At 70.7% G+C, this 17488-nt stretch carries 17 protein-coding genes; 9 read left to right on the top strand and 8 right to left on the bottom strand.

Going from position 1 to position 17488, the window contains the following annotated elements; all coding sequences use genetic code 11:
- Positions 1–41: 41 nt before the first annotated feature.
- Positions 42–236: a Trm112 family protein gene (locus WS54_RS26315; protein WP_006482216.1), complete on the bottom strand. Its 195-nt coding sequence runs from the start codon at positions 234–236 to the stop codon at positions 42–44.
- A complete protein-coding gene (gene lpxK, locus WS54_RS26310) occupies positions 217–1245 on the bottom strand; it encodes a tetraacyldisaccharide 4'-kinase (RefSeq protein ID WP_027812762.1) in 1029 nt (342 codons plus the stop codon). Before lpxK ends, WS54_RS26315 begins: the two co-directional genes overlap by 20 nt.
- Positions 1246–1696: 451 nt before the next feature.
- Here lpxK and xseA point away from each other — a divergent pair, with 451 nt between their 5' ends.
- Both xseA and sodB read left to right on the top strand, forming a co-directional pair.
- Positions 1697–3079 (top strand): exodeoxyribonuclease VII large subunit, encoded by a 1383-nt coding sequence (xseA, locus tag WS54_RS26305; protein ID WP_034208213.1) that lies wholly within the window; start codon positions 1697–1699, stop codon positions 3077–3079.
- A 229-nt stretch (positions 3080–3308) separates the two neighbouring features.
- Positions 3309–3887, top strand: a complete 579-nt coding sequence (gene sodB, locus WS54_RS26300; RefSeq protein ID WP_034208212.1) for a superoxide dismutase [Fe] — start codon at positions 3309–3311, stop codon at positions 3885–3887.
- Between the two features lie 102 nt (positions 3888–3989).
- On the opposite strand, the gene chrA is transcribed toward sodB, so the two are convergent.
- Positions 3990–5201, bottom strand: coding sequence for a chromate efflux transporter (gene chrA / locus WS54_RS26295; RefSeq protein ID WP_059782210.1), 1212 nt, complete (start codon positions 5199–5201; stop codon positions 3990–3992).
- A gap of 107 nt (positions 5202–5308) precedes the next feature.
- A complete protein-coding gene (locus WS54_RS26290; protein ID WP_059782212.1) occupies positions 5309–6016 on the bottom strand; it encodes a Crp/Fnr family transcriptional regulator in 708 nt (235 codons plus the stop codon).
- A gap of 81 nt (positions 6017–6097) precedes the next feature.
- On the opposite strand from WS54_RS26290, the gene WS54_RS26285 reads away from it, so the two are divergent.
- From WS54_RS26285 to WS54_RS26275, 3 genes are all read left to right on the top strand, one after another.
- Positions 6098–6622, top strand: coding sequence for an Mpo1 family 2-hydroxy fatty acid dioxygenase (locus WS54_RS26285; protein WP_059782214.1), 525 nt, complete (start codon positions 6098–6100; stop codon positions 6620–6622).
- Positions 6615–7670: a 2-dehydropantoate 2-reductase gene (locus WS54_RS26280; protein WP_059782216.1), complete on the top strand. Its 1056-nt coding sequence runs from the start codon at positions 6615–6617 to the stop codon at positions 7668–7670. The genes WS54_RS26285 and WS54_RS26280 overlap by 8 nt, the downstream gene beginning before the upstream one ends.
- Positions 7671–7761: 91 nt before the next feature.
- A complete protein-coding gene (locus WS54_RS26275) occupies positions 7762–8367 on the top strand; it encodes a class I SAM-dependent methyltransferase (protein WP_059782218.1) in 606 nt (201 codons plus the stop codon).
- Between the two features lie 18 nt (positions 8368–8385).
- Here WS54_RS26275 and WS54_RS26270 read toward each other — a convergent pair whose 3' ends face one another.
- Entirely contained in the window at positions 8386–9660 is a 1275-nt protein-coding gene (locus WS54_RS26270; protein WP_034208206.1) for an EAL domain-containing protein, read from the bottom strand.
- A 168-nt stretch (positions 9661–9828) separates the two neighbouring features.
- Complete coding sequence (gene mdtD, locus WS54_RS26265; RefSeq protein ID WP_034208205.1) at positions 9829–11265, bottom strand: multidrug transporter subunit MdtD; 1437 nt, start codon at positions 11263–11265, stop codon at positions 9829–9831.
- 226 nt (positions 11266–11491) lie between these two features.
- Between mdtD and WS54_RS26255 the strand changes: the two genes are divergently transcribed.
- Positions 11492–11815 carry a DUF2917 domain-containing protein gene (locus tag WS54_RS26255; RefSeq protein WP_059782220.1) on the top strand — a complete coding sequence of 108 codons (324 nt, stop codon included), beginning with the start codon at positions 11492–11494 and terminating at the stop codon, positions 11813–11815.
- On the opposite strand, the gene WS54_RS26250 is transcribed toward WS54_RS26255, so the two are convergent.
- Complete coding sequence (locus WS54_RS26250) at positions 11788–13020, bottom strand: citrate/2-methylcitrate synthase (RefSeq protein ID WP_059782222.1); 1233 nt, start codon at positions 13018–13020, stop codon at positions 11788–11790. The two genes, WS54_RS26255 and WS54_RS26250, sit on opposite strands and share 28 nt — an antisense overlap.
- A gap of 140 nt (positions 13021–13160) precedes the next feature.
- Here WS54_RS26250 and WS54_RS26245 point away from each other — a divergent pair, with 140 nt between their 5' ends.
- Entirely contained in the window at positions 13161–14552 is a 1392-nt protein-coding gene (locus WS54_RS26245; protein WP_059782225.1) for a CoA transferase, read from the top strand.
- A 22-nt stretch (positions 14553–14574) separates the two neighbouring features.
- Here the strand turns inward: WS54_RS26245 and WS54_RS26240 are convergent, their stop codons facing one another.
- A complete protein-coding gene (locus WS54_RS26240; RefSeq protein ID WP_006489667.1) occupies positions 14575–15321 on the bottom strand; it encodes a GntR family transcriptional regulator in 747 nt (248 codons plus the stop codon).
- A gap of 166 nt (positions 15322–15487) precedes the next feature.
- Here WS54_RS26240 and WS54_RS26235 point away from each other — a divergent pair, with 166 nt between their 5' ends.
- Both WS54_RS26235 and WS54_RS34035 read left to right on the top strand, forming a co-directional pair.
- Positions 15488–16333 carry an aldo/keto reductase gene (locus WS54_RS26235; protein WP_059782227.1) on the top strand — a complete coding sequence of 282 codons (846 nt, stop codon included), beginning with the start codon at positions 15488–15490 and terminating at the stop codon, positions 16331–16333.
- A gap of 60 nt (positions 16334–16393) precedes the next feature.
- Complete coding sequence (locus tag WS54_RS34035) at positions 16394–17314, top strand: hypothetical protein (RefSeq protein WP_059782230.1); 921 nt, start codon at positions 16394–16396, stop codon at positions 17312–17314.
- Positions 17315–17488 lie beyond the last annotated feature (174 nt).

The raw sequence follows: 17488 nt of genomic DNA, 5'->3' as shown, positions 1-17488 counted from the left end.
GCCGGTTTCGAATCGGTGCGCCGGGCGAGCGGCGCGGCGGTTCAGCGGCCGGCCGGGTCGACCGGCGTGCCTTCGACGGTCTGGCGCGCTTCGTCGACGAGCATCACCGGGATGCCGTCGCGAATCGGGTAGGCGAGCTTGTCCGCGTTGCAGATCAGCTCCTGCGCGGCACGGTCGTAGTGGAGCGGGCCTTTGCAGATAGGGCACACAATGATTTCAAGCAGGCGAGCGTCCACGGAGTTTCTCCACAACGAGGGCAATGAGGCGAGGGTCGAGCGCGGCTTCGACGGGGACCACCCACAGTCGGGCGTCGCGCCAGGAAGCGCCCAATTTTACTGCATCCTTCTCGGTGATCAGGATCGCATCGACGGCGTCGTCGACGAACGGATTGTCGGCGAACGCGTAATGGTCGGGCAGCGCGCGGGTCGCCGGCGCGAGGCCGGCCGCGCGCAGCGTCGCGAAGAAGCGTTCCGGCGCGCCGATGCCGGCTGCGGCGAGCACGCGTTCGTTCGCGAATTGCGACAGCGGGCGGCGCAGCGCGGGCTGGTCGAGGTGCCACGCGGCGCCGGGCGTCAGCGCGAGCGCGTAGGTGTCGGGCCACGGCGGCAGCGCGCCGCTGTACGGATCGTTGACGAGCGTCGCGTCGCGGTGCCGCGACAGCGGCTCGCGCAGCGGGCCGGCCGGCAGCAGGAAGCCGTTGCCGCCGAGCCGGTGGTCGAATACGACGAGTTCGACGGTGCGCGCGAGACGGTAATGCTGCAGGCCGTCGTCGCTGACGATCACGTCGACGTCCGGGTGCGCGGCGCGCAGTGCCTGCGCGGCCGCGACGCGGTCCGGGCACACCCATACGGGCGCGCCGGTGCGGCGCGCGATCAAGAGCGGTTCGTCGCCGGCCGCGCCCGCGCGCGACGCCGGCGTGACGGCGGTCGGCGCCTTCACGTTCGCGCCATAGCCGCGCGACACGACGCCGGGCGTGAAGCCGGCCGCGCGCAGCGCGTCGACGAGCGCGATCACGGTCGGCGTCTTGCCGGTGCCGCCGACGGTCACGTTGCCGACCACGACCACCGGCACGCCGACGTCGACCGGCTGCTTCCAGCCTTGCGCGTAAGCGGTGCGCCGCAACGCCGCGCACAGGCCGAACACGCATGCGAACGGCGTGAGCGCCCACGCGAGCGCGCCGCGCCGCTGCCATTCGCGTGTCAGACGCGCTTCGAGTCGCGCGAGCGGGCCGCCGGGCGCGCTCATCGGGCCGGGCGCGGCGCGTCGTGCGCCGCGGCGAGGGACGGATTCGTCAAGGCGGATTCTCCGTTGGGCGGCGCATGCCGCAGGGTCCGTGGAAGGCGGCACTCTAGCGCGCCGCACGCGGGGGCGGCAAGCGCGATGGGCCGCTGTAGCGTGCGGGGCCGGATCGGGTCGGGCTGTGGATAACTCTGTGAAAAACTCCCCGGTCGATTGCCTCAAACGCCCGTCCGGCGGGCATCGAATCGGATGAGAATCATTCTGAAAGCTTTAAAAAATTATAAAAATCAACGTGTTACAAAGAATTGTCTGGCTTTTTTAGCGGTTTCCGAGCGTTTTACGCGGACGAATGCCAGAGTGTGGACACCTTTGCCGTGCCCGGCGGCGAATGCGGCGGCGCTGGACGTCGCGTGCATGTCGGACTATCGTGACGCCGCCAGCATTCATCCGACCGCCCATGCTTTCCGATTCTCCTTTTTCCGCACCCGGCGCCACGCGCGGCGGCGACGAAGTGATTCCCGTTTCGGCGCTCAATCGTGCGATTTCGACGATGCTCGAGCGTTCGTTTCCGCTGCTGTGGATTTCCGGCGAAGTGTCGAATTTCACGCGCGCCGCGAGCGGCCACTGGTATTTCTCGATCAAGGACCAGCAGGCGCAGATGCGCTGCGTGATGTTCCGCGGCCGCGCGCAATACGCGGAATTCACGCCGCGCGAAGGCGACCGCATCGAGGTGCGCGCGGTCGTCACGATGTACGAGCCGCGCGGCGAAGTGCAGCTCAATGTCGAAGCGGTGCGGCGCACCGGGCAGGGGCGCCTGTACGAGGCGTTCCTGCGGCTGAAGGCGCAGCTCGAAGGCGAGGGCCTGTTCGCCCCCGAGCGCAAGCGGCCGTTGCCGGCGCACCCGCGCGCGATCGGCATCGTCACGTCGCTGCAGGCCGCTGCGCTGCGCGACGTGCTGACCACGCTCGCGCGGCGCGCGCCGCACATTCCGGTGATCGTCTATCCGGCCCCCGTGCAGGGCGCCGGTTCCGCCGAAAAGCTCGTCGCGGCCGTCGCGACCGCGAATGCGCGGCGCGAGGTCGACGTGCTGCTGGTCTGTCGCGGCGGCGGCTCGATCGAGGATTTGTGGTCGTTCAACGACGAAGCGCTGGCGCGCGCGATCGCGGCGAGCGAGTTGCCGGTGGTGAGCGGCGTCGGGCACGAAACCGACTTCACGATCGCGGACTTCGCGGCCGACCTGCGCGCGCCGACGCCGACCGGTGCGGCCGAACTCGCGAGCCCGCAGCGCGCGCTGCTGCTGCGCGAGGTCGACGACCGCCGGCGTGCGCTCGCGCGCGGCATGGCGCGCCGGCTCGAGCAGCGTGCGCAGCAGCTCGACTGGCTCGCGCGCCGGCTCGTGAGCCCGGCCGAGCGGCTGCAGCGGCAGCGCACGCACGTCGAGCAGCTCGCGGTGCGGCTGGCGTCGGCCGCAGCGCGGCCGGTGCGCGATGCACGGGCGCGTTTCGCGCTCGCGCAGCTGCGCTGGCAGCGCGCGCGGCCCGATCCGTCACAGGCGCGCCACGCGCTCGCGGGACTGTCGCAACGGCTCGCGACCGCATTGCAGCGCCGTCATGAACGCGACACGGCGCGTGTGTCAGCCTGTGCGGCGCGGCTCGAGGTGCTGAGCCCGCAGCGCACGCTCGAGCGCGGCTATGCGGCGCTGATCGATGCGCAGACGGGCCGCGCGGTGCGTGCGCCGAACGCGCTGAAGCCGCAGCGGCGCCTGACCGTGCATCTCGCCGAGGGCTCGGCCGACGTGTCGCTCGCCGACGTGCAGCCGCGCCTGACCGATACGATCTGACGTAAGCGGCGCGAGCGAAACGCGACGAACGCCGCAACGCGGGTCGCGCGACCGGGCACGAATGCTGCGCATCGTCGGGTTCGTCCTGCCGGACGTTGCGCCAGCATCGCTTTTCCGCATACCGCGGATAAATGGCCCGTGAGTTTGCGGGGATATTCGTCCTCGCCTACAATCGGACGCTCGGCAGCATTCAACACAGCCTCCCTACATACTCAACGAAGGAATCGCCATGGCTCATACGCTCCCGCCGCTCCCGTACGCTGAAGACGCACTCGCGCCGACCATCTCGAAAGAGACGATCGAGTACCACTACGGCAAGCATCATCAGGCTTATGTGACGAACCTGAACAATCTGATCCCGGGCACGGAATTCGAGAACCTGCCGCTGGAAGAGATCATCAAGAAGTCGTCGGGCGGCATCTTCAACAACGCCGCGCAAATCTGGAACCACACGTTCTTCTGGAACAGCCTGTCGCCGAACGGCGGCGGCGCACCGACGGGCGCGCTGGGCGATGCGATCAACGCGAAGTGGGGTTCGTACGACGCATTCAAGGAAGCGTTCTCGAAGGCGGCAGTCGGCACGTTCGGTTCGGGCTGGGCATGGCTCGTGAAGAAGGCCGACGGTTCGCTCGACATCGTGTCGACGAGCAACGCAGCCACGCCGCTGACGACCGCCGACAAGCCGCTGCTGACGATCGACGTGTGGGAACACGCGTACTACATCGACTACCGCAACGCACGTCCGAAGTTCGTCGAAGCGTTCTGGAACATCGTGAACTGGGACTTCGCCGCGAAGAACTTCGCGTAAGTCCGGCGCTTGCGCGCCGTCGCGGCGCGCGGCATCGAAAAAGCCCTCGTTTCGAGGGCTTTTTGTTTTTTTGTCCCGCCCGAACGCGGCGCGTGGGCCGGATCAGCCGGCCATGCCGAGCAGCCAGCCGAGCGCCGCGCTCGCGACCACGACGGCCCACGGCGGCACGCGCCAGAACACCAGCGCGACGAAGGCGACCAGCGCGGCGGCCAGGTCGCGCGGCGCGACGATCGTGTCGGTCCAGACCGGGTGATAGAGCGCGGCGAGCAGCAGCCCGACGACGGCCGCGTTCACGCCGGCGAGTGCGGCCTGCATCCGCGCGCTGCGGCGCAGACGCTCCCAGTACGGCGCGGTGCCGGCGATGAGCAGGAACGACGGCGCGAAGATCGACACGAGTGCGATCGTGCCGCCGAGCCAGCCGTTCGGCGCATCGCGCAGCGACGCACCGAGGAATGCCGAGAACGTGAACAGCGGCCCCGGCACGGCCTGCGCGACCCCATACCCGGCGAGAAACGCCGAATCGCCGACCCAGCCGGGCGCGACCACAGCCGCCTGCAGCAGCGGCAGCACCACGTGGCCGCCGCCGAACACGAGCGCACCCGTGCGGAAGAACGCGTCGACGACGGCGAGCGTATCGGAGCGCAGCGCGCGGACCGCGAACGGCAGGGCGACGAGCAGCGCCGCGAACACGGCGAGCCACAGTACGCCCGCCCGCGGCGACACGTGCAGCGGCAACGGTTCATGCGCGTCGCGCGCCAGTTGCGGCAGCAGCACGAGCCCGGCCGCTGCCGCCACGACGATCACCGCGACTTGCGTCCAGGCGGCCGGCGCGAGCAGCGCGACGCACGCGGCCGCGGCCATCAGCGTGACGCGCCGCGCATCCGGGCACAGCGTACGCGCCATGCCCCATACGGCTTGCGCGATCACCGCGACCGACACGATGCGCAGCCCGTGCAGTGCGCCCGCTTCGATCGGCGCGCCCGATGCGTGAACGCCGAGCGCGAACAGCATCATCAGCAGCGCCGATGGCAGCGTGAAGCCGAGCCACGCGGCGAACATGCCCGCATAGCCGGCACGCGCGAGACCGATCGCCATCCCGACCTGGCTGCTCGCCGGCCCCGGCAGGAACTGGCACAGCCCGACGAGATCCGCATAAGTGCGCTCGGTGAGCCAGCCGCGCCGCGTGACGAATTCCGCGCGAAAGTAGCCGAGATGCGCGACCGGCCCGCCGAACGACGTGAGGCCGAGCCGCAGGAACGCGACGAATACGGGCCACGGATGGCGCGCGGGGGCGGGAAGGGTCGACGTGTTCAAGACGGTGCGGGCGGCGGACGGAACGAGCCGCCACGATAGCGCAACTCGGCGGCCGCGGGCAGCGCATCGAGGCCGATCGAGGCCGAATGGCGGCCGTTGTGCGGCGTTCAGTGCGTGCCGTCGCCGAGCCCGCTCGCGCGGCGCAACGCGTCGATGTCCACGAGCTCGATCTCGCCGACGTGCAGCCGTACGACGCCGTCGGCCTGCAGCGCCTTCAGCAGCTGGTTGGTGGTCTGCCGCGTCAGCGACAGCATCGACGCGAGCGTCTCCTGCGACAGCCGGACGTGCGTGCGCCCGGCGCTGATGCCGCCGTAGCCTTCGGCGATCATCAGCAGTCGCGCGGCGAGCCGCTGCGCGGCCGGCATCACGCTCATCGACTCGACGGTCAGGAAGCTCAGGCGCAGCTTTTGCGCCATCAGCAGCGCGAACTGCCGCCAGTACTGCGGCGTCGCATCGAGGATCGCGAGCAGCGCGGCCTGCGGCACGTGCAGCAGCAGCGCGTCGTCGAGCGCGATGGCGTCGTGCGTGCGCGGCTGGCCGTCGAACAACGCGATCTCGCCGAACCACGTGACCGGCTCGGCCACCGTCAGCAGCGTTTCCTTGCCCTGCGGATCGACCGCACCTATCGTGAGTGAACCGGCCAGCACCGCGTACAGCCCGCACGGCGGATCGCCGCGCCGGAACAGCGCGTGGCCGGACGGCAGACGGCGCAGCGTCGCGCGGGCGATCAGTTCGGTGCGCAGCGCGGGCGGCAGCGCGGCGAACCACGGGTTCGCTTCGATCTGCGGCAGGTATGGGGCGAGCGAGGAAGGCATGGGCACGCGATGTCGGGTAGCTGACAGAGGTTCTCGGGCGTGACGCGCATCATAGCGCTCGATAACCGATCAGGAGACGCCATGAAAACCCTCGAAGACCATCTTTCCCAGTATGCGGCCTACCATCGCGACGCGCGCAACATCGCGACGCATCTGGTCGGCATCCCGATGATCGTGTTCGCGGTCGAGGTGTTGCTGTCGCGGCCGGCGATCGGCGCGCCGGCCGGCATTGCGTTGTCGCCGGCGTTGCTGCTCGCCGTCGTGTCCGCGGCGTTCTACCTGCGTCTCGACCTGCGGTTCGGGATCGTGATGACCGTGCTGCTCGCGCTCGGCCTGTGGGCCGCGCAGGCGCTGGCGCTGCTGCCGACCGCGCAATGGCTCGCGATCGGCGTCGGCGCGTTCGTGGTCGGCTGGATCGTGCAGTTCGTCGGGCATTGGTTCGAAGGCCGCAAACCCGCGTTCGTCGACGATCTGGTCGGTCTGATCGTCGGGCCGCTGTTCGTCGTCGCCGAGATCGCATTCTTCGCGGGGCTGCGCGGCGACGTGCGCCGCGAAGTCGAGCGGCGCGCGGGCCCGGTGCACGGCGGCGCGCATTCGCATGTCTGACGGGCCGGCCGGGCCGGTCTGCGTGTTCGGCGCAGGCGCGGTCGGCTGCTATCTCGGCGGCCGCCTTGCGGCGGCCGGCGCGAACGTGACGCTCGTCGGCCGTGCACGGATCGGCGACGCGATTCGTCGACACGGGCTCACGCTGACCGATCGGCGCGGCTATCGCGCGGCGCTCGCGCCGGCAGATGTCGGATTCGCGACCGATCCGGCTGCGGCGGCCGACGCGCGGCTCGTGCTCGTCACGGTGAAGTCTGCCGCCACGCGCGAGGCCGCCGCGCAACTGACCGGCGTGCTGCGGCCCGGCACGATCGTGATCAGCTTCCAGAACGGCCTGCACCACGCCGGCACGCTGCGCGACGCGTTGCCGCAAGCGACCGTGCTGGCCGGCATGGTGCCGTTCAACGTGATCGAGCGCGGGCCCGGCGCGTTTCACCAGGGTTCGGCCGGCACGCTCGCGGCCGACGCGGCGCCGGCGCTGCAGCCGTTCGCCAGCATGTTCGCGCGCGCCGGATTGTCGCTCGTGCTGCATCGCGACATGCGCGCCGTGCAGTGGGCGAAGCTGCTGCTCAACCTGAACAACGCGATCAACGCGCTCGCGAACCTGCCGCTGCGCGACGAACTCGCGCAACGCCCGTACCGGCGCTGCGTCGCATTGGCCCAGCGCGAGGCGCTGCACTGGCTGGCGCGGGCCGCGATCCGGCCGGAGCGGCTGACGCCGTTGCCGGCTGCATGGATTCCGGCCGTGCTCGATCTGCCCGATGCGGCGTTTCGCGTGCTCGGCGGCCGGATGCTCGCGATCGATCCGTTGGCGCGGTCGTCGATGTCCGACGATCTCGCGGCCGGCCGCGCGACCGAAGTCGACTGGATCAACGGTGAAATCGTGCGGCTGGCCGGCCGCTTCGGTGCGCCGGCGCCGGTCAATGCGCGACTCTGCGCGCTCGTCCACGACGCGGAAAGCGCGGCGGCGCGCCCGGCGTGGCGCGGCGATGCACTGTGGGCCGACCTGTCCGCGCAGGCGCCGCGCGCGGGCCGCGTGCCGGCCGCGTAGGCCGGCGTCGCCCCATTCGCTGCCGGCGCGGTCCGTGCGCAACGGCTAAGATGCGGAGTGCGTCATCCGACGCTTTTGCGGAGCAATCGCCATGGTGGATCGCCCGACTCTCGATGCCTACGACGCCCATGCCGCGCAATACGCGCAGGACTGGCTCGACCAGGCGGCGCCCGACGACATGTACGCGCTGCTCGAACAGCATTTCTCGCCGGGGCTGACCGCTGACGTCGGCTGCGGCGCGGGGCGCGACACGGCCTGGCTCGCGTCGCGCGGGTTCGACGTGCGCGGCTACGACGCGAGCGCCGCGCTGCTCGACGAGGCGCGACGGCACCATCCGGGTCTGGTGTTCGAGTTGGCCGCGCTGCCGGCGCTGGCCGGCGTGCCGTCCGGCGCGTTTCGCAACGTGCTGTGCGAAACGGTCGTCATGCATCTCGAACAGGCGGACGCGGCGGCGGCCGCCGCGCGGCTGGCCGATCTGCTGATGCCGGGCGGCACGTTGTACCTGAGCTGGCGGGTGGCCGGAAACGGCGTGTTGCGCGACGAGCGCGGCCGCCTCTATACGCCGCTCGACTCGGCGCGGATGCGTGCGGCGCTGGGCGCCGGCGTGCACGTGATCGACGAACACGAGGTCGTCAGCGCGTCGTCCAGCAAGCGCGTGCACCGGCTGATCGTGCGCAAGGCCGGCGGCGACGCGTGAACGCGGCCGCCATCGGGCTCATTCGCGGCTGAGCGCCGCTTCCCAGTTGATGTCGACGCAGAGCACCTGCATGCCCGTCGCGGCCGGTGCGGCGATCGACGCGGTCACGCACAGGTGCGCCTCGTTGATCGACAGGTAGGGCGCCGTCAGGTGCACCCCGCCCGGCGCGCGCATCGCGTCGATGAAATACGGGCGGCGTTCCCAGCTCGCGCCTTCGGAATGCAGCAGCGGCCGGAAGCGCTTCGCGCGTTGCGACACGCTGCCGCGCGCGAGCACGTTGTCGCCGATCTGGCGGCCCGACGCGTCGAGCAGGAAGCAGCGCGCGGTCTCGGGCAGCCCGAGCACGGCGGCGGCGGCGTCGGTGAGCGATTCGCCCGCGCCGAGCTTGCGGCTCGCTTCCTCGAGCGCGGCGACGTACGGCGCGAGCCGTTCCGCCTGCGTGCGCTCGCGCTGCGCGACGCGCAGCCGCAGCGCGGCCGACAGCGTGTCCATGCAGCCCGCGGCGGCCTGCGGCTGCACGGGATCGACGCTCGGCCCCGCGAAGTACTGGCCCTGCACGAAATCGACGTCGCATTCGAGCGCGATCAGCGCGTCGCGTTCGGTCGCGAGCCCGCCCATCAGCACGAGCTGGCCGGATTCGTGCAGCAGCGACACGAGCCCCGGCAGCACGCGTTCGAGGTGCGAGTGCTCGCTCGCCTGCGCGAGGATGCCGCGGTCGAGCGTGACGATGTCCGGATGCAAATGCCACACGCGATCGATGTTCGAGTGCTTCGCGCCGAAGCCGACGAGGGCGATCAGGAAGCCGGCCTTGCGCAGCCCGTCGATGATCGCCGCATAGCGCGGCGTCTCGCCGCCGGCCTGCTCGGGCACCTCGAGCACCACGCGGTGCGGCGGCAGCCCGAGCGCCTTCAGGTTCGCGAGCAGCGCGTCGCCGTAGATGGTGTCCATCAGCGCGGCCGGATGCAGGCTCAGGAAGAGCCATTCGTCGTGGCTGTCGAACGCGTGGAAGTTACCGAGGTGCAACGATTCGGCGAGCCGGCCGAGCTCCAGCAGGTCGCCGCGCCGCGCCGCCTGCGTGAATACCTCGTGCGACGCCACCTGGCGGCTTTCCTCGTCGTGCGCGCGCAGCGACGCGTGATAGCCGATCGCGCGCCGGTGCGACACCGAGAAAACGGGCTGGAACACGCTGAACACGGTGTAGCCGCCGTACAGCACGGTGCGCCGGTTCCCGTCGTCGCCGGCGACCGGGCGGGGCGGCTGAAAGCCGGGGGGATCGATTTCGATCATGCTCATGATGTCGGCCGAAGGAAGACTGCCAGTTTACCTACAGAATAGGCGAGCAAGAAGCATGCACGGCAGCGCGCCGCGCGCGGCCGCCATTCGCGGCCGGTACGCGCACGCGTGCCCGGCCGCGTTGCACCGCGATGGTGCGCGCGAGCCCGATTCGGCGCGCGCCGCGCGTCACGCGCGCTCGGACGGGTCGGTCTTGCGCGCGGTGCTGCGGATCTCGGGCGCGAGCTGCGCGAAGATCCACGCGGACGCGGCCGTGATGATCCCGACGCAGATGAACGTCGCATGGAACGCCGGCAGCGTGTTGCTCGGCGTTACGGTGCGCAGCATGCCGGTGAACGTCGCGAGCAGCGCGCCGGCGACCGTGACGCCGAGGCTCATCGACAGCATCTGCACGAGCGAGAACAGGCTGTTGCCGCTGCTCGCGCCGCCGGTGCCGAGATCCTTCAGCGTCAGCGTGTTCATCGCGGTGAACTGCATCGAGTTGAAGCCGCCGAACAGCGCGAGATGCACGACCTTCACCCACACCGGCACCGTGTCGCGCATCAGCGCGAAGCTCGCCATCATCACGCCGACCATGATCGTGTTCGCGAGCAGTACCTTGCGGTAGCCGTGCCGCGTGATCAGGCGCGTGATGATCCGCTTCGAGAACATGCCGGCCGCCGCGACCGGCAGCATCATCAGCCCGGCCTCGAACGCCGAGTAGCCGAGGCTCACCTGCAGCAGCAGCGGGATCAGGTACGGCATCGCGCCGCTGCCGATCCGCGCGAACAGGTTGCCGAGCAGCCCGACGCTGAACGTGTGGATCTTGAACAACTCCAGCGAGAAGATCGGCTGCGGCGCGCGCACCGCGTACAGCCCGTACGCGACGAAGCATGCGAGGCTCAGGATCAGCAGCACCAGCACGGCCGCGTGCTGCATGCCGAGATCGGCGAGCCCGTCGAGCGACAGCGAGATCGCGACCATCCCGATCGTCAGCAGCAGATAGCCCTTCAGGTCGAAGCGGCCGGCGGCCGGGTTGCGCGAATCGGGCATCGAATAGAAGGTCGCGATGCAGCCCGCGACGCCGACCGGCACGTTGATCAGGAAGATCCAGTGCCACGACGCGATCTTCACGAGCCAGCCGCCGAGCGTCGGCCCGATCAACGGGCCGATCAGCCCCGGAATCGCGACGAACGACAGCGCGGGCAGGTAGCGCTCGGCGGGGAACGTGCGCAGCACCGCGAGCCGCCCGACCGGCAGGAGCATCGCGCCGCCGACACCCTGCACGACGCGGAACGCGACGAGCTGCGTCAGCGTATGGGCGTTCGCGCACAGCAGCGAGCCGAGCGAGAACACCAGGATCGCGCTGAAGAACACGCGCCGCGTGCCGAACGTGTCGGCAAGCCAGCCCGACACGGGGATCATCACCGCCATCGTCAGCGAGTACGCGATCACGACCGATTGCATCCGCAGCGGCGATTCACCGAGGCTCGCGGCCATCGACGGCAGCGCCGTGTTGACGATCGTCGCGTCGAGCGTCTGCATGAAGAAGCCCGTCGCAACGAGCCAGAGCATCACGGTGAGGTTCTTTTCGCCGGGAGCGGCGGCGGGCGGGCGTTGGAACATGACGGCGGGGACGGTGGCGCGGGACAGCCGACATTGTAGGGAAAGCCGCCGCGCCGTGCAGTTCGGGGTGCTGTGTCGGGCGGCCCGCCCGGCTCGGCCGCCGGGTGCCTGTCTCCGTCGGGCGGCCAGTACAGTTCAGCCGAAAGCGTCTGCGGCCGTATCTGTCCGTGTGCCGCCGCTATCCGAAATACTGGCGGCATCGACCCCGTGCGACCAGGAGGCTGCCATGCGCGAACTGCGACTTTACGTGATGGACGGCGACGAGCCGGCCGGACGGTGGCGGATCGTCGATCGCACGCTGCTCGAGGTGGCCGCAGGCGACGTGTGGGTGACCGTCGAGGGCCGGCCCGACGATCACTGGCTGGGTGCGGGCGCATCGCTGACGTTGCTGCCCGGCACGCGCGCGTGGGTCAGCGCCGGGCCGCGCGGCGCGACGTTCGCGTTCGGCCCGCTCCCGGCGCCGGCCGAGCGCCGCGCGCCGGCATGGTGGCGCCCGTTCGCCGCATGGCGCGGCGGCCGGCGTCACGCGGCCGCGTCGCTGCCGACGTAGCGCGCCCGCGGCCGGATCAGCTTCGCGTCCGCGTACTGTTCGAGCGCATGCGCGATCCAGCCGGCCGTGCGGCCGGCCGCGAACAGCGTGAACGCCGCGCCGTCGGGCAGCGCGAGCGTGCGCTCCAGCACCGCGAGCGCGAAATCGATCGTCGGCCGCAGGCCCGTCGCCGCTTCGACGCGCGAAGCGAGCGCGCGCGCCCTGCGCAGCGCCGGCCGCTCGGGTGTCGCCGCGTGCAGCGCATCGAGGAGCGCCCGCGCGCGCGGGTCGCCGTCGGGGTACAGCGGGTGCGCGAAGCCGGACAGGGCCGTGCGCCCGCCGTCCGCGCGTTCGTCGTGCGCCAGCCGCAGCGCGAGGTAGCGATCGAGATCGGCGGCGCGGGCGGCTTCGTCGAGCAGCGTGCCGGCGCGGAACGTCTCGCCGCCGTGGCGCGGCCCCGACAGCGCCGCGAGCCCGCCCGAGATCGCGCCGAACAGATGGGTGCCGGTCGATGCGATGCAGCGCACCGCGAAGGTCGACGGATTCAGTTCGTGATCGGCGCACAGCACGAGCGCACGCCGCAGCAGGTCGGCTTCGTCGCGCCGCCGCACGCGCCACGCGGCCGCGAGCTGGCGGTGCACGGGTGCGTCGCCCGGCGCGATGCCGGCGAGCGCGGCCGTCGCGACGCGCAGCAGCAGCGCCGCGGAATCGAGCTGCGCGTTGCGCCCCTGCGCCCATAGGCGCGGCAGCGATGCGGCCGCGGCCGGCAGCAGCACCAGCGCCCGTTCGAGCGGTGCGAGATGCGCCCAGCGACGCGCCCAGTCGTCCCACTGCGCCGCATCGAAACCGGTCGATGCGAGCGACGTGGCGGCCAGCCGCGCGGGCGGACAGTCCCACAGCCGCGCGGCCGTTTCTTCGAGCGTCGCAGCGTCGGCCAGCGCGATCGCATCGGCGCCGCGGTACCGCAGGCGGCCGTCGGCGATCTGCGTGATGCGCGATTCCAATACCGGCACGCCCCAGTCGAGCGAACGTTCGGCGACGCCGCCCGCGCGCTTCGCGTCGGCGCGGCGGCGCGCGAGCAGGCGCACCTCGTTCGCGTCGTAGCGGCGGCGCTTGGTCGCGCCGTCGGGCAGCGAGCGCAGCAGGCCGCGGCTCACGTATGCGTAGAGGGTGCTCACGCTGACGCCGAGCATGCCGGCGGCTTCCTGTGCGCTGACGGATGTCATGCCGCTCGCTCCTGTCGCCGCGCATGAAACGCGGGTCCGCTACAACTATTCGTTATGTATTGATTCGCACAATCAAGATTGATCGTGCCCGTCGCGAATTCTAGACTCGATTCCGTCTCCCCAACGGCGTCTCCTTCACCATGACACCCGAATTCGCATTGGCGCATCTTTGGCAACTCGCAGACGGCGCGCGCGACGCGCTGGCCCGGACGACCGTGACCGGGCAGGACCCGGCGCTGCCGTCGACGTTTCATGTCGGCACGCTTGCCGCCACGACGATCGCCGCAGCCGGGCTCGCGGCGGCCGAATGCCATCGGCTGCGAACGGGCGTGACGCAAACGGTCGACGTGTCGGTGCGCGACGCGCTCGTGGCGTTCCGCAGCGAACGCTACCTGCGCGTGGACGACGGGCCGCCGCCGGAGTTGCGCCATCCGGTGACCGGCTTCTTCGAGACGGGCGACGGACGCTGGATTCAACTGCATGCGAATTTTCCGCATCACCTGCACGGCATTCTCGACGTGCTCGGCTGCGGCTCGCAGCCCGCCGACGTGGCCGCGGCGATCCGTACGTGGGACGGCGCGGCACTCGACACGGCGCTGGCCGATGCCGGCCTCTGCGCGGCATTGATCAGAACCCCTGAAGAATGGGCGGCTCACGAGCAGGCGCGCGCGATCGCGTCGCTGCCGCTGTTCGAGATCGAGCGGATCGGCGACGCGCCGGCCGAGCCGATCGGCCGCGGCGACGCCGACCAGCCGCTGGCGGGCGTGCGCGTGCTCGATCTCACGCGCATCATCGCGGGGCCGGTCGCGGGCCGCACGCTGGCGTCGCATGGCGCGCAGACGCTGCTCGTCAACGGTCCGCACCTGCCGAACATTGCGCCGCTCGTGATCGACAACGGGCGCGGCAAGCGTTCGACGTGGATCGATCTGCGCGACGCGGCGGGCGTCGATACGCTGCACGCCCTGGCGCGCGATGCGGACGTGTTTCTGCAGTCGTACCGGCCCGGCGCGCTCGCGGCGCGCGGCTTCGCGCCGCAGGCGCTGGCGGCGCGGCGGCCCGGCATCGTCTACGTGTCGGTGTCGGCGTACGGGCATGCAGGACCGTGGGCGGCGCGGCGCGGGTTCGACAGCCTCGTGCAGTCGGCGAGCGGGATCGCGTGGCAGGAGCAGCAGGCCGCGCAGGCGAGCGGGCCGCGCCATCTGCCGTGCCAGGCGCTCGATCATGCAACGGGGTATCTCGCGGCGTTCGGCGCGATGATCGCGCTCGCACGGCGGGCGCGCGAAGGGGGAAGCTGGCACGTACGGATGTCGCTCGCGCAGACGGGGCGCTGGCTGCAGTCGTTCGGCGTCGTGCCGGACGGGTTGCACGCGCCCGATCTCGCGCTTGCCGACGTGCGGGACCGGATCGACCGCATCGCGTCGCCGTTCGGCGTGCTCGACACCGTGCGGCCGGCCGAGCGGTTGTCGGCGACGCCGCCGTCGTTCGCGCGGCCGCCCGTGCCGCTCGGCACCGACGACGCACGCTGGCTGTGAGGGCCGGCGACGTGCGCTCGCGTTACTTGCGCAGTTCGACGACGAAATCGTAGTAGTCGTTGCGGCAGTAGGTATCGGTCAGTTCGATCGCACGCTGGTCGGACGTATAGCCGATCCGCGTGATCAGCAGGAGGGCGTCGTGCGGGGCGATGCCCATCTGCTCGGCGATCTCGTCGGTCGCGTTGACCGCGCGGAAATGCTGCAGCGCGCGCACGATCGGCGTGCCGCGCGCTTCGAGATAGCTGTACAGCGAGCCGACGATCGCCTGCGGATCGGGAATCAGCGTGGCGGGGAACGTCGAGTTCTCGACGGCCATCACGATGCCGTCGGCGAGACGCAGGCGTTTCAGGCGTGTAACCGAGGCGGCCGGCGACAGCCCGAGCTGGATCACTTCGTCGCGGTTCGCGGGCTGAATTTCGCGCGCGAGCCACTGCGAGCTCGGCTTGAAGCCGCGGCGCTCGAGCATTTCGCTGAAGCTCGACAGCCGCGACAGCGGATCCTCGTAGCGCGGCTGGATGAAGTTGCCCGCGCCCTGCGTGCGGCGGATCAAGCCTTGCTCGACGAGCAGCGCGATCGCCTTGCGCGCGGTGATGCGCGACACGCCGAGCGCTTCGGACAGCACACGCTCGGAGGGCAGCGCTTCGCCGGCCGTCCAGCGGTTGTCGTGGATCGCGTCGCCGAGCTTGCGGGCGAGCTGCAGGTAGAGCGGCGTATCGTTGTCGGGGTCGGGGCGCAGGTCCTGCCAGCGGTCGTCCGTGGGTGCCTTCATACAATGGGTATCGATCAGGTTGCGGCCATTCTAAGTCATCATGCCGCGCCGTTATAGCCGGTTTTTGCCGTGTAATAGGCCAGCGGCGCACCGATTGACTACACTGATGCGTCGTATCCGATGCTTCGGCCGCGGTGTGCGGCCACGAATCCGCAACGAGGAACGCATGACAGACACGATCGCCACGGTCGCCTTGCCGAACGGCGAGTCGATTCCGAAGCTGGGCCTGGGCACCTGGGAAATGGGCGAGCGGCCGGCGCGGCGCGCGGACGAGATCGCCGCGCTGCGCGAGGGTGTCGAACTCGGCATGACGCTGGTCGATACGGCCGAGATGTATGGCGACGGCGCGACCGAGGAACTGGTCGGCGACGCGCTCGCGGGCCTGCGCGACGACGTGTTTCTCGTCAGCAAGGTCTATCCGCACCATGCGAGCCGGCGCGGGGTCGTCGCCGCGTGCGACGCGAGCCTCAAGCGCCTGCGTACCGACCGCCTCGATCTGTACCTGCTGCACTGGCGCGGTTCGGTGCCGCTCGAGGAAACCGTCGAAGGTTTCGACGCGTTGCAACGTGCGGGCAAGATCCGCCACTGGGGCGTGAGCAATTTCGATACGGCCGACATGGCCGAACTCGTCGACGAGGCGGGCGGCGGTGCGTGCGCAACCAACCAGATTCTCTACAACATCGCGCGACGCGGCCCGGAATTCGACCTGCTGCCGTGGCTGGCCGACCATCGGATTCCGGCGATGGCGTACAGCCCGGTCGATCACGGGCGGCTGCCCAAACGCTCGCCGCTCGACGAAATCGCGCGGCTGCGCGGCGTGTCGGTGATGCGCGTCGCACTGGCATGGGTGCTCGCGCAGCCGGGCGTATTCGCGATTCCGAAGGCGTCGCGGATCGAACACGTGCGCGACAACCGTGCCGCGCTCGATTTCGTGTTGAGCGATGACGAGCGCGCGCAGCTTGACGCGTATTTCCGTCCGCCGCGCAGCAAGCGCGCGCTCGAGATGCTCTGACCGTATTCGGTCGGGCAACGCTTCGGGTCAGTGGTTGCCGCCGGACGATCCGCCGTTGCCGTGACCGCCGCCGTTGCCGTTGCCGGTGCCACGGCCGTTGCCGACGCCGTTGGCCCCGCCGTTGCCGGCGCCGCCACTGCCGTTGCCGTTACCGTTGCCGCCGCCATTGCCGTGGCCGCCGGTGCCATTGGCGCCGCCGCTCTCGCCGCCGTTACCCGCGCCTCCACCGCCGTTACCGTTTCCGCCACCGTTGCCCGCACCGCCGCCGGCACTGCCGCTATTGCCACCATTACCACCATTACCACCATTACCACCATTACCACGGCCGTTGCCGACACCGTTAGCGCCGCCATTGCCGGCTCCGCCACTGCCGTTGCCATTGCCGTTGCCGCCACCATTGCCGTGACCGCCGCCGCCGTTGCCACCGCCGTTGCCATGGCCGCCACCGCCGTTGCCATGGCCGCCACCGCCGTCACCATGGCCTCCGCCGTTGCCGTGACCACCACCGCCATTGCCATTGCCGCCGCCATTGCCGCCGCCATTGCCGTGACCGCCGCCGCCATCGCCATGGCCGCCACCGTGACCGCCGCCATTACCGTCGCCATCGCCATGGCCGCCACCGTGGCCGTGACCGCCCCCATTACCGTCGCCGTCGCCATGGCCGCCACCGTGGCCGTGACCGCCGCCATTACCGTCGCCGTCGCCATGGCCACCACCGTGGCCGTGACCGCCGCCGTTACCGTCGCCGTCGCCATGGCCACCACCGTGGCCGTGACCGCCGCCATCACCGTCGCCATCACCATGGCCGCCACCGTGACCGTGACCGCCGCCGTTACCGTCGCCGTCGCCATGGCCACCACCGTGGCCGTGACCGCCGCCATCACCGTCGCCATCACCATGGCCGCCACCATGACCGTGGCCGCCGCCGTCACCATCGCCACCACCACCACCGTGGCCGCCACCCGAGGTACCGCCACCTGAAGTGCCGCCACCCGAGCTACCGCCGCCCGAAGTACCGCCACCCGAAGTACCGCCACCCGAAGTACCGCCACCCGAAGTACCGCCACCCGAAGTACCGCCGCCCGAAGTACCGCCACCCGAAGTACCGCCGCCCGAGGTGCCGCCACCCGAAGTACCGCCACCGGAGGTGCCGCC

Source organism: Burkholderia sp. NRF60-BP8, from assembly GCF_001522585.2.
Taxonomy (GTDB): domain Bacteria; phylum Pseudomonadota; class Gammaproteobacteria; order Burkholderiales; family Burkholderiaceae; genus Burkholderia.
This window is presented reverse-complemented; position numbering and strand designations above follow the sequence as displayed.

Excerpts from the sequence above, each read along its gene's own strand:
- sodB (WP_034208212.1), top strand. The coding sequence starts at position 3,309 with ATGGCTCATACGCTCCCGCCGCTCCCGTACGCTGAAGACGCACTCGCG.
- WS54_RS26245 (WP_059782225.1), top strand. The coding sequence starts at position 13,161 with ATGACACCCGAATTCGCATTGGCGCATCTTTGGCAACTCGCAGACGGC.
- WS54_RS26270 (WP_034208206.1), bottom strand. The coding sequence starts at position 9,660 with ATGAGCATGATCGAAATCGATCCCCCCGGCTTTCAGCCGCCCCGCCCG.
- WS54_RS26280 (WP_059782216.1), top strand. The coding sequence starts at position 6,615 with ATGTCTGACGGGCCGGCCGGGCCGGTCTGCGTGTTCGGCGCAGGCGCG.
- xseA (WP_034208213.1), top strand. The coding sequence starts at position 1,697 with ATGCTTTCCGATTCTCCTTTTTCCGCACCCGGCGCCACGCGCGGCGGC.
- WS54_RS26240 (WP_006489667.1), bottom strand. The coding sequence starts at position 15,321 with ATGAAGGCACCCACGGACGACCGCTGGCAGGACCTGCGCCCCGACCCC.
- WS54_RS26235 (WP_059782227.1), top strand. The coding sequence starts at position 15,488 with ATGACAGACACGATCGCCACGGTCGCCTTGCCGAACGGCGAGTCGATT.
- WS54_RS26275 (WP_059782218.1), top strand. The coding sequence starts at position 7,762 with ATGGTGGATCGCCCGACTCTCGATGCCTACGACGCCCATGCCGCGCAA.
- WS54_RS26285 (WP_059782214.1), top strand. The coding sequence starts at position 6,098 with ATGAAAACCCTCGAAGACCATCTTTCCCAGTATGCGGCCTACCATCGC.
- mdtD (WP_034208205.1), bottom strand. The coding sequence starts at position 11,265 with ATGTTCCAACGCCCGCCCGCCGCCGCTCCCGGCGAAAAGAACCTCACC.
- WS54_RS26250 (WP_059782222.1), bottom strand. The coding sequence starts at position 13,020 with ATGACATCCGTCAGCGCACAGGAAGCCGCCGGCATGCTCGGCGTCAGC.
- WS54_RS26290 (WP_059782212.1), bottom strand. The coding sequence starts at position 6,016 with ATGCCTTCCTCGCTCGCCCCATACCTGCCGCAGATCGAAGCGAACCCG.
- WS54_RS26255 (WP_059782220.1), top strand. The coding sequence starts at position 11,492 with ATGCGCGAACTGCGACTTTACGTGATGGACGGCGACGAGCCGGCCGGA.
- lpxK (WP_027812762.1), bottom strand. The coding sequence starts at position 1,245 with ATGAGCGCGCCCGGCGGCCCGCTCGCGCGACTCGAAGCGCGTCTGACA.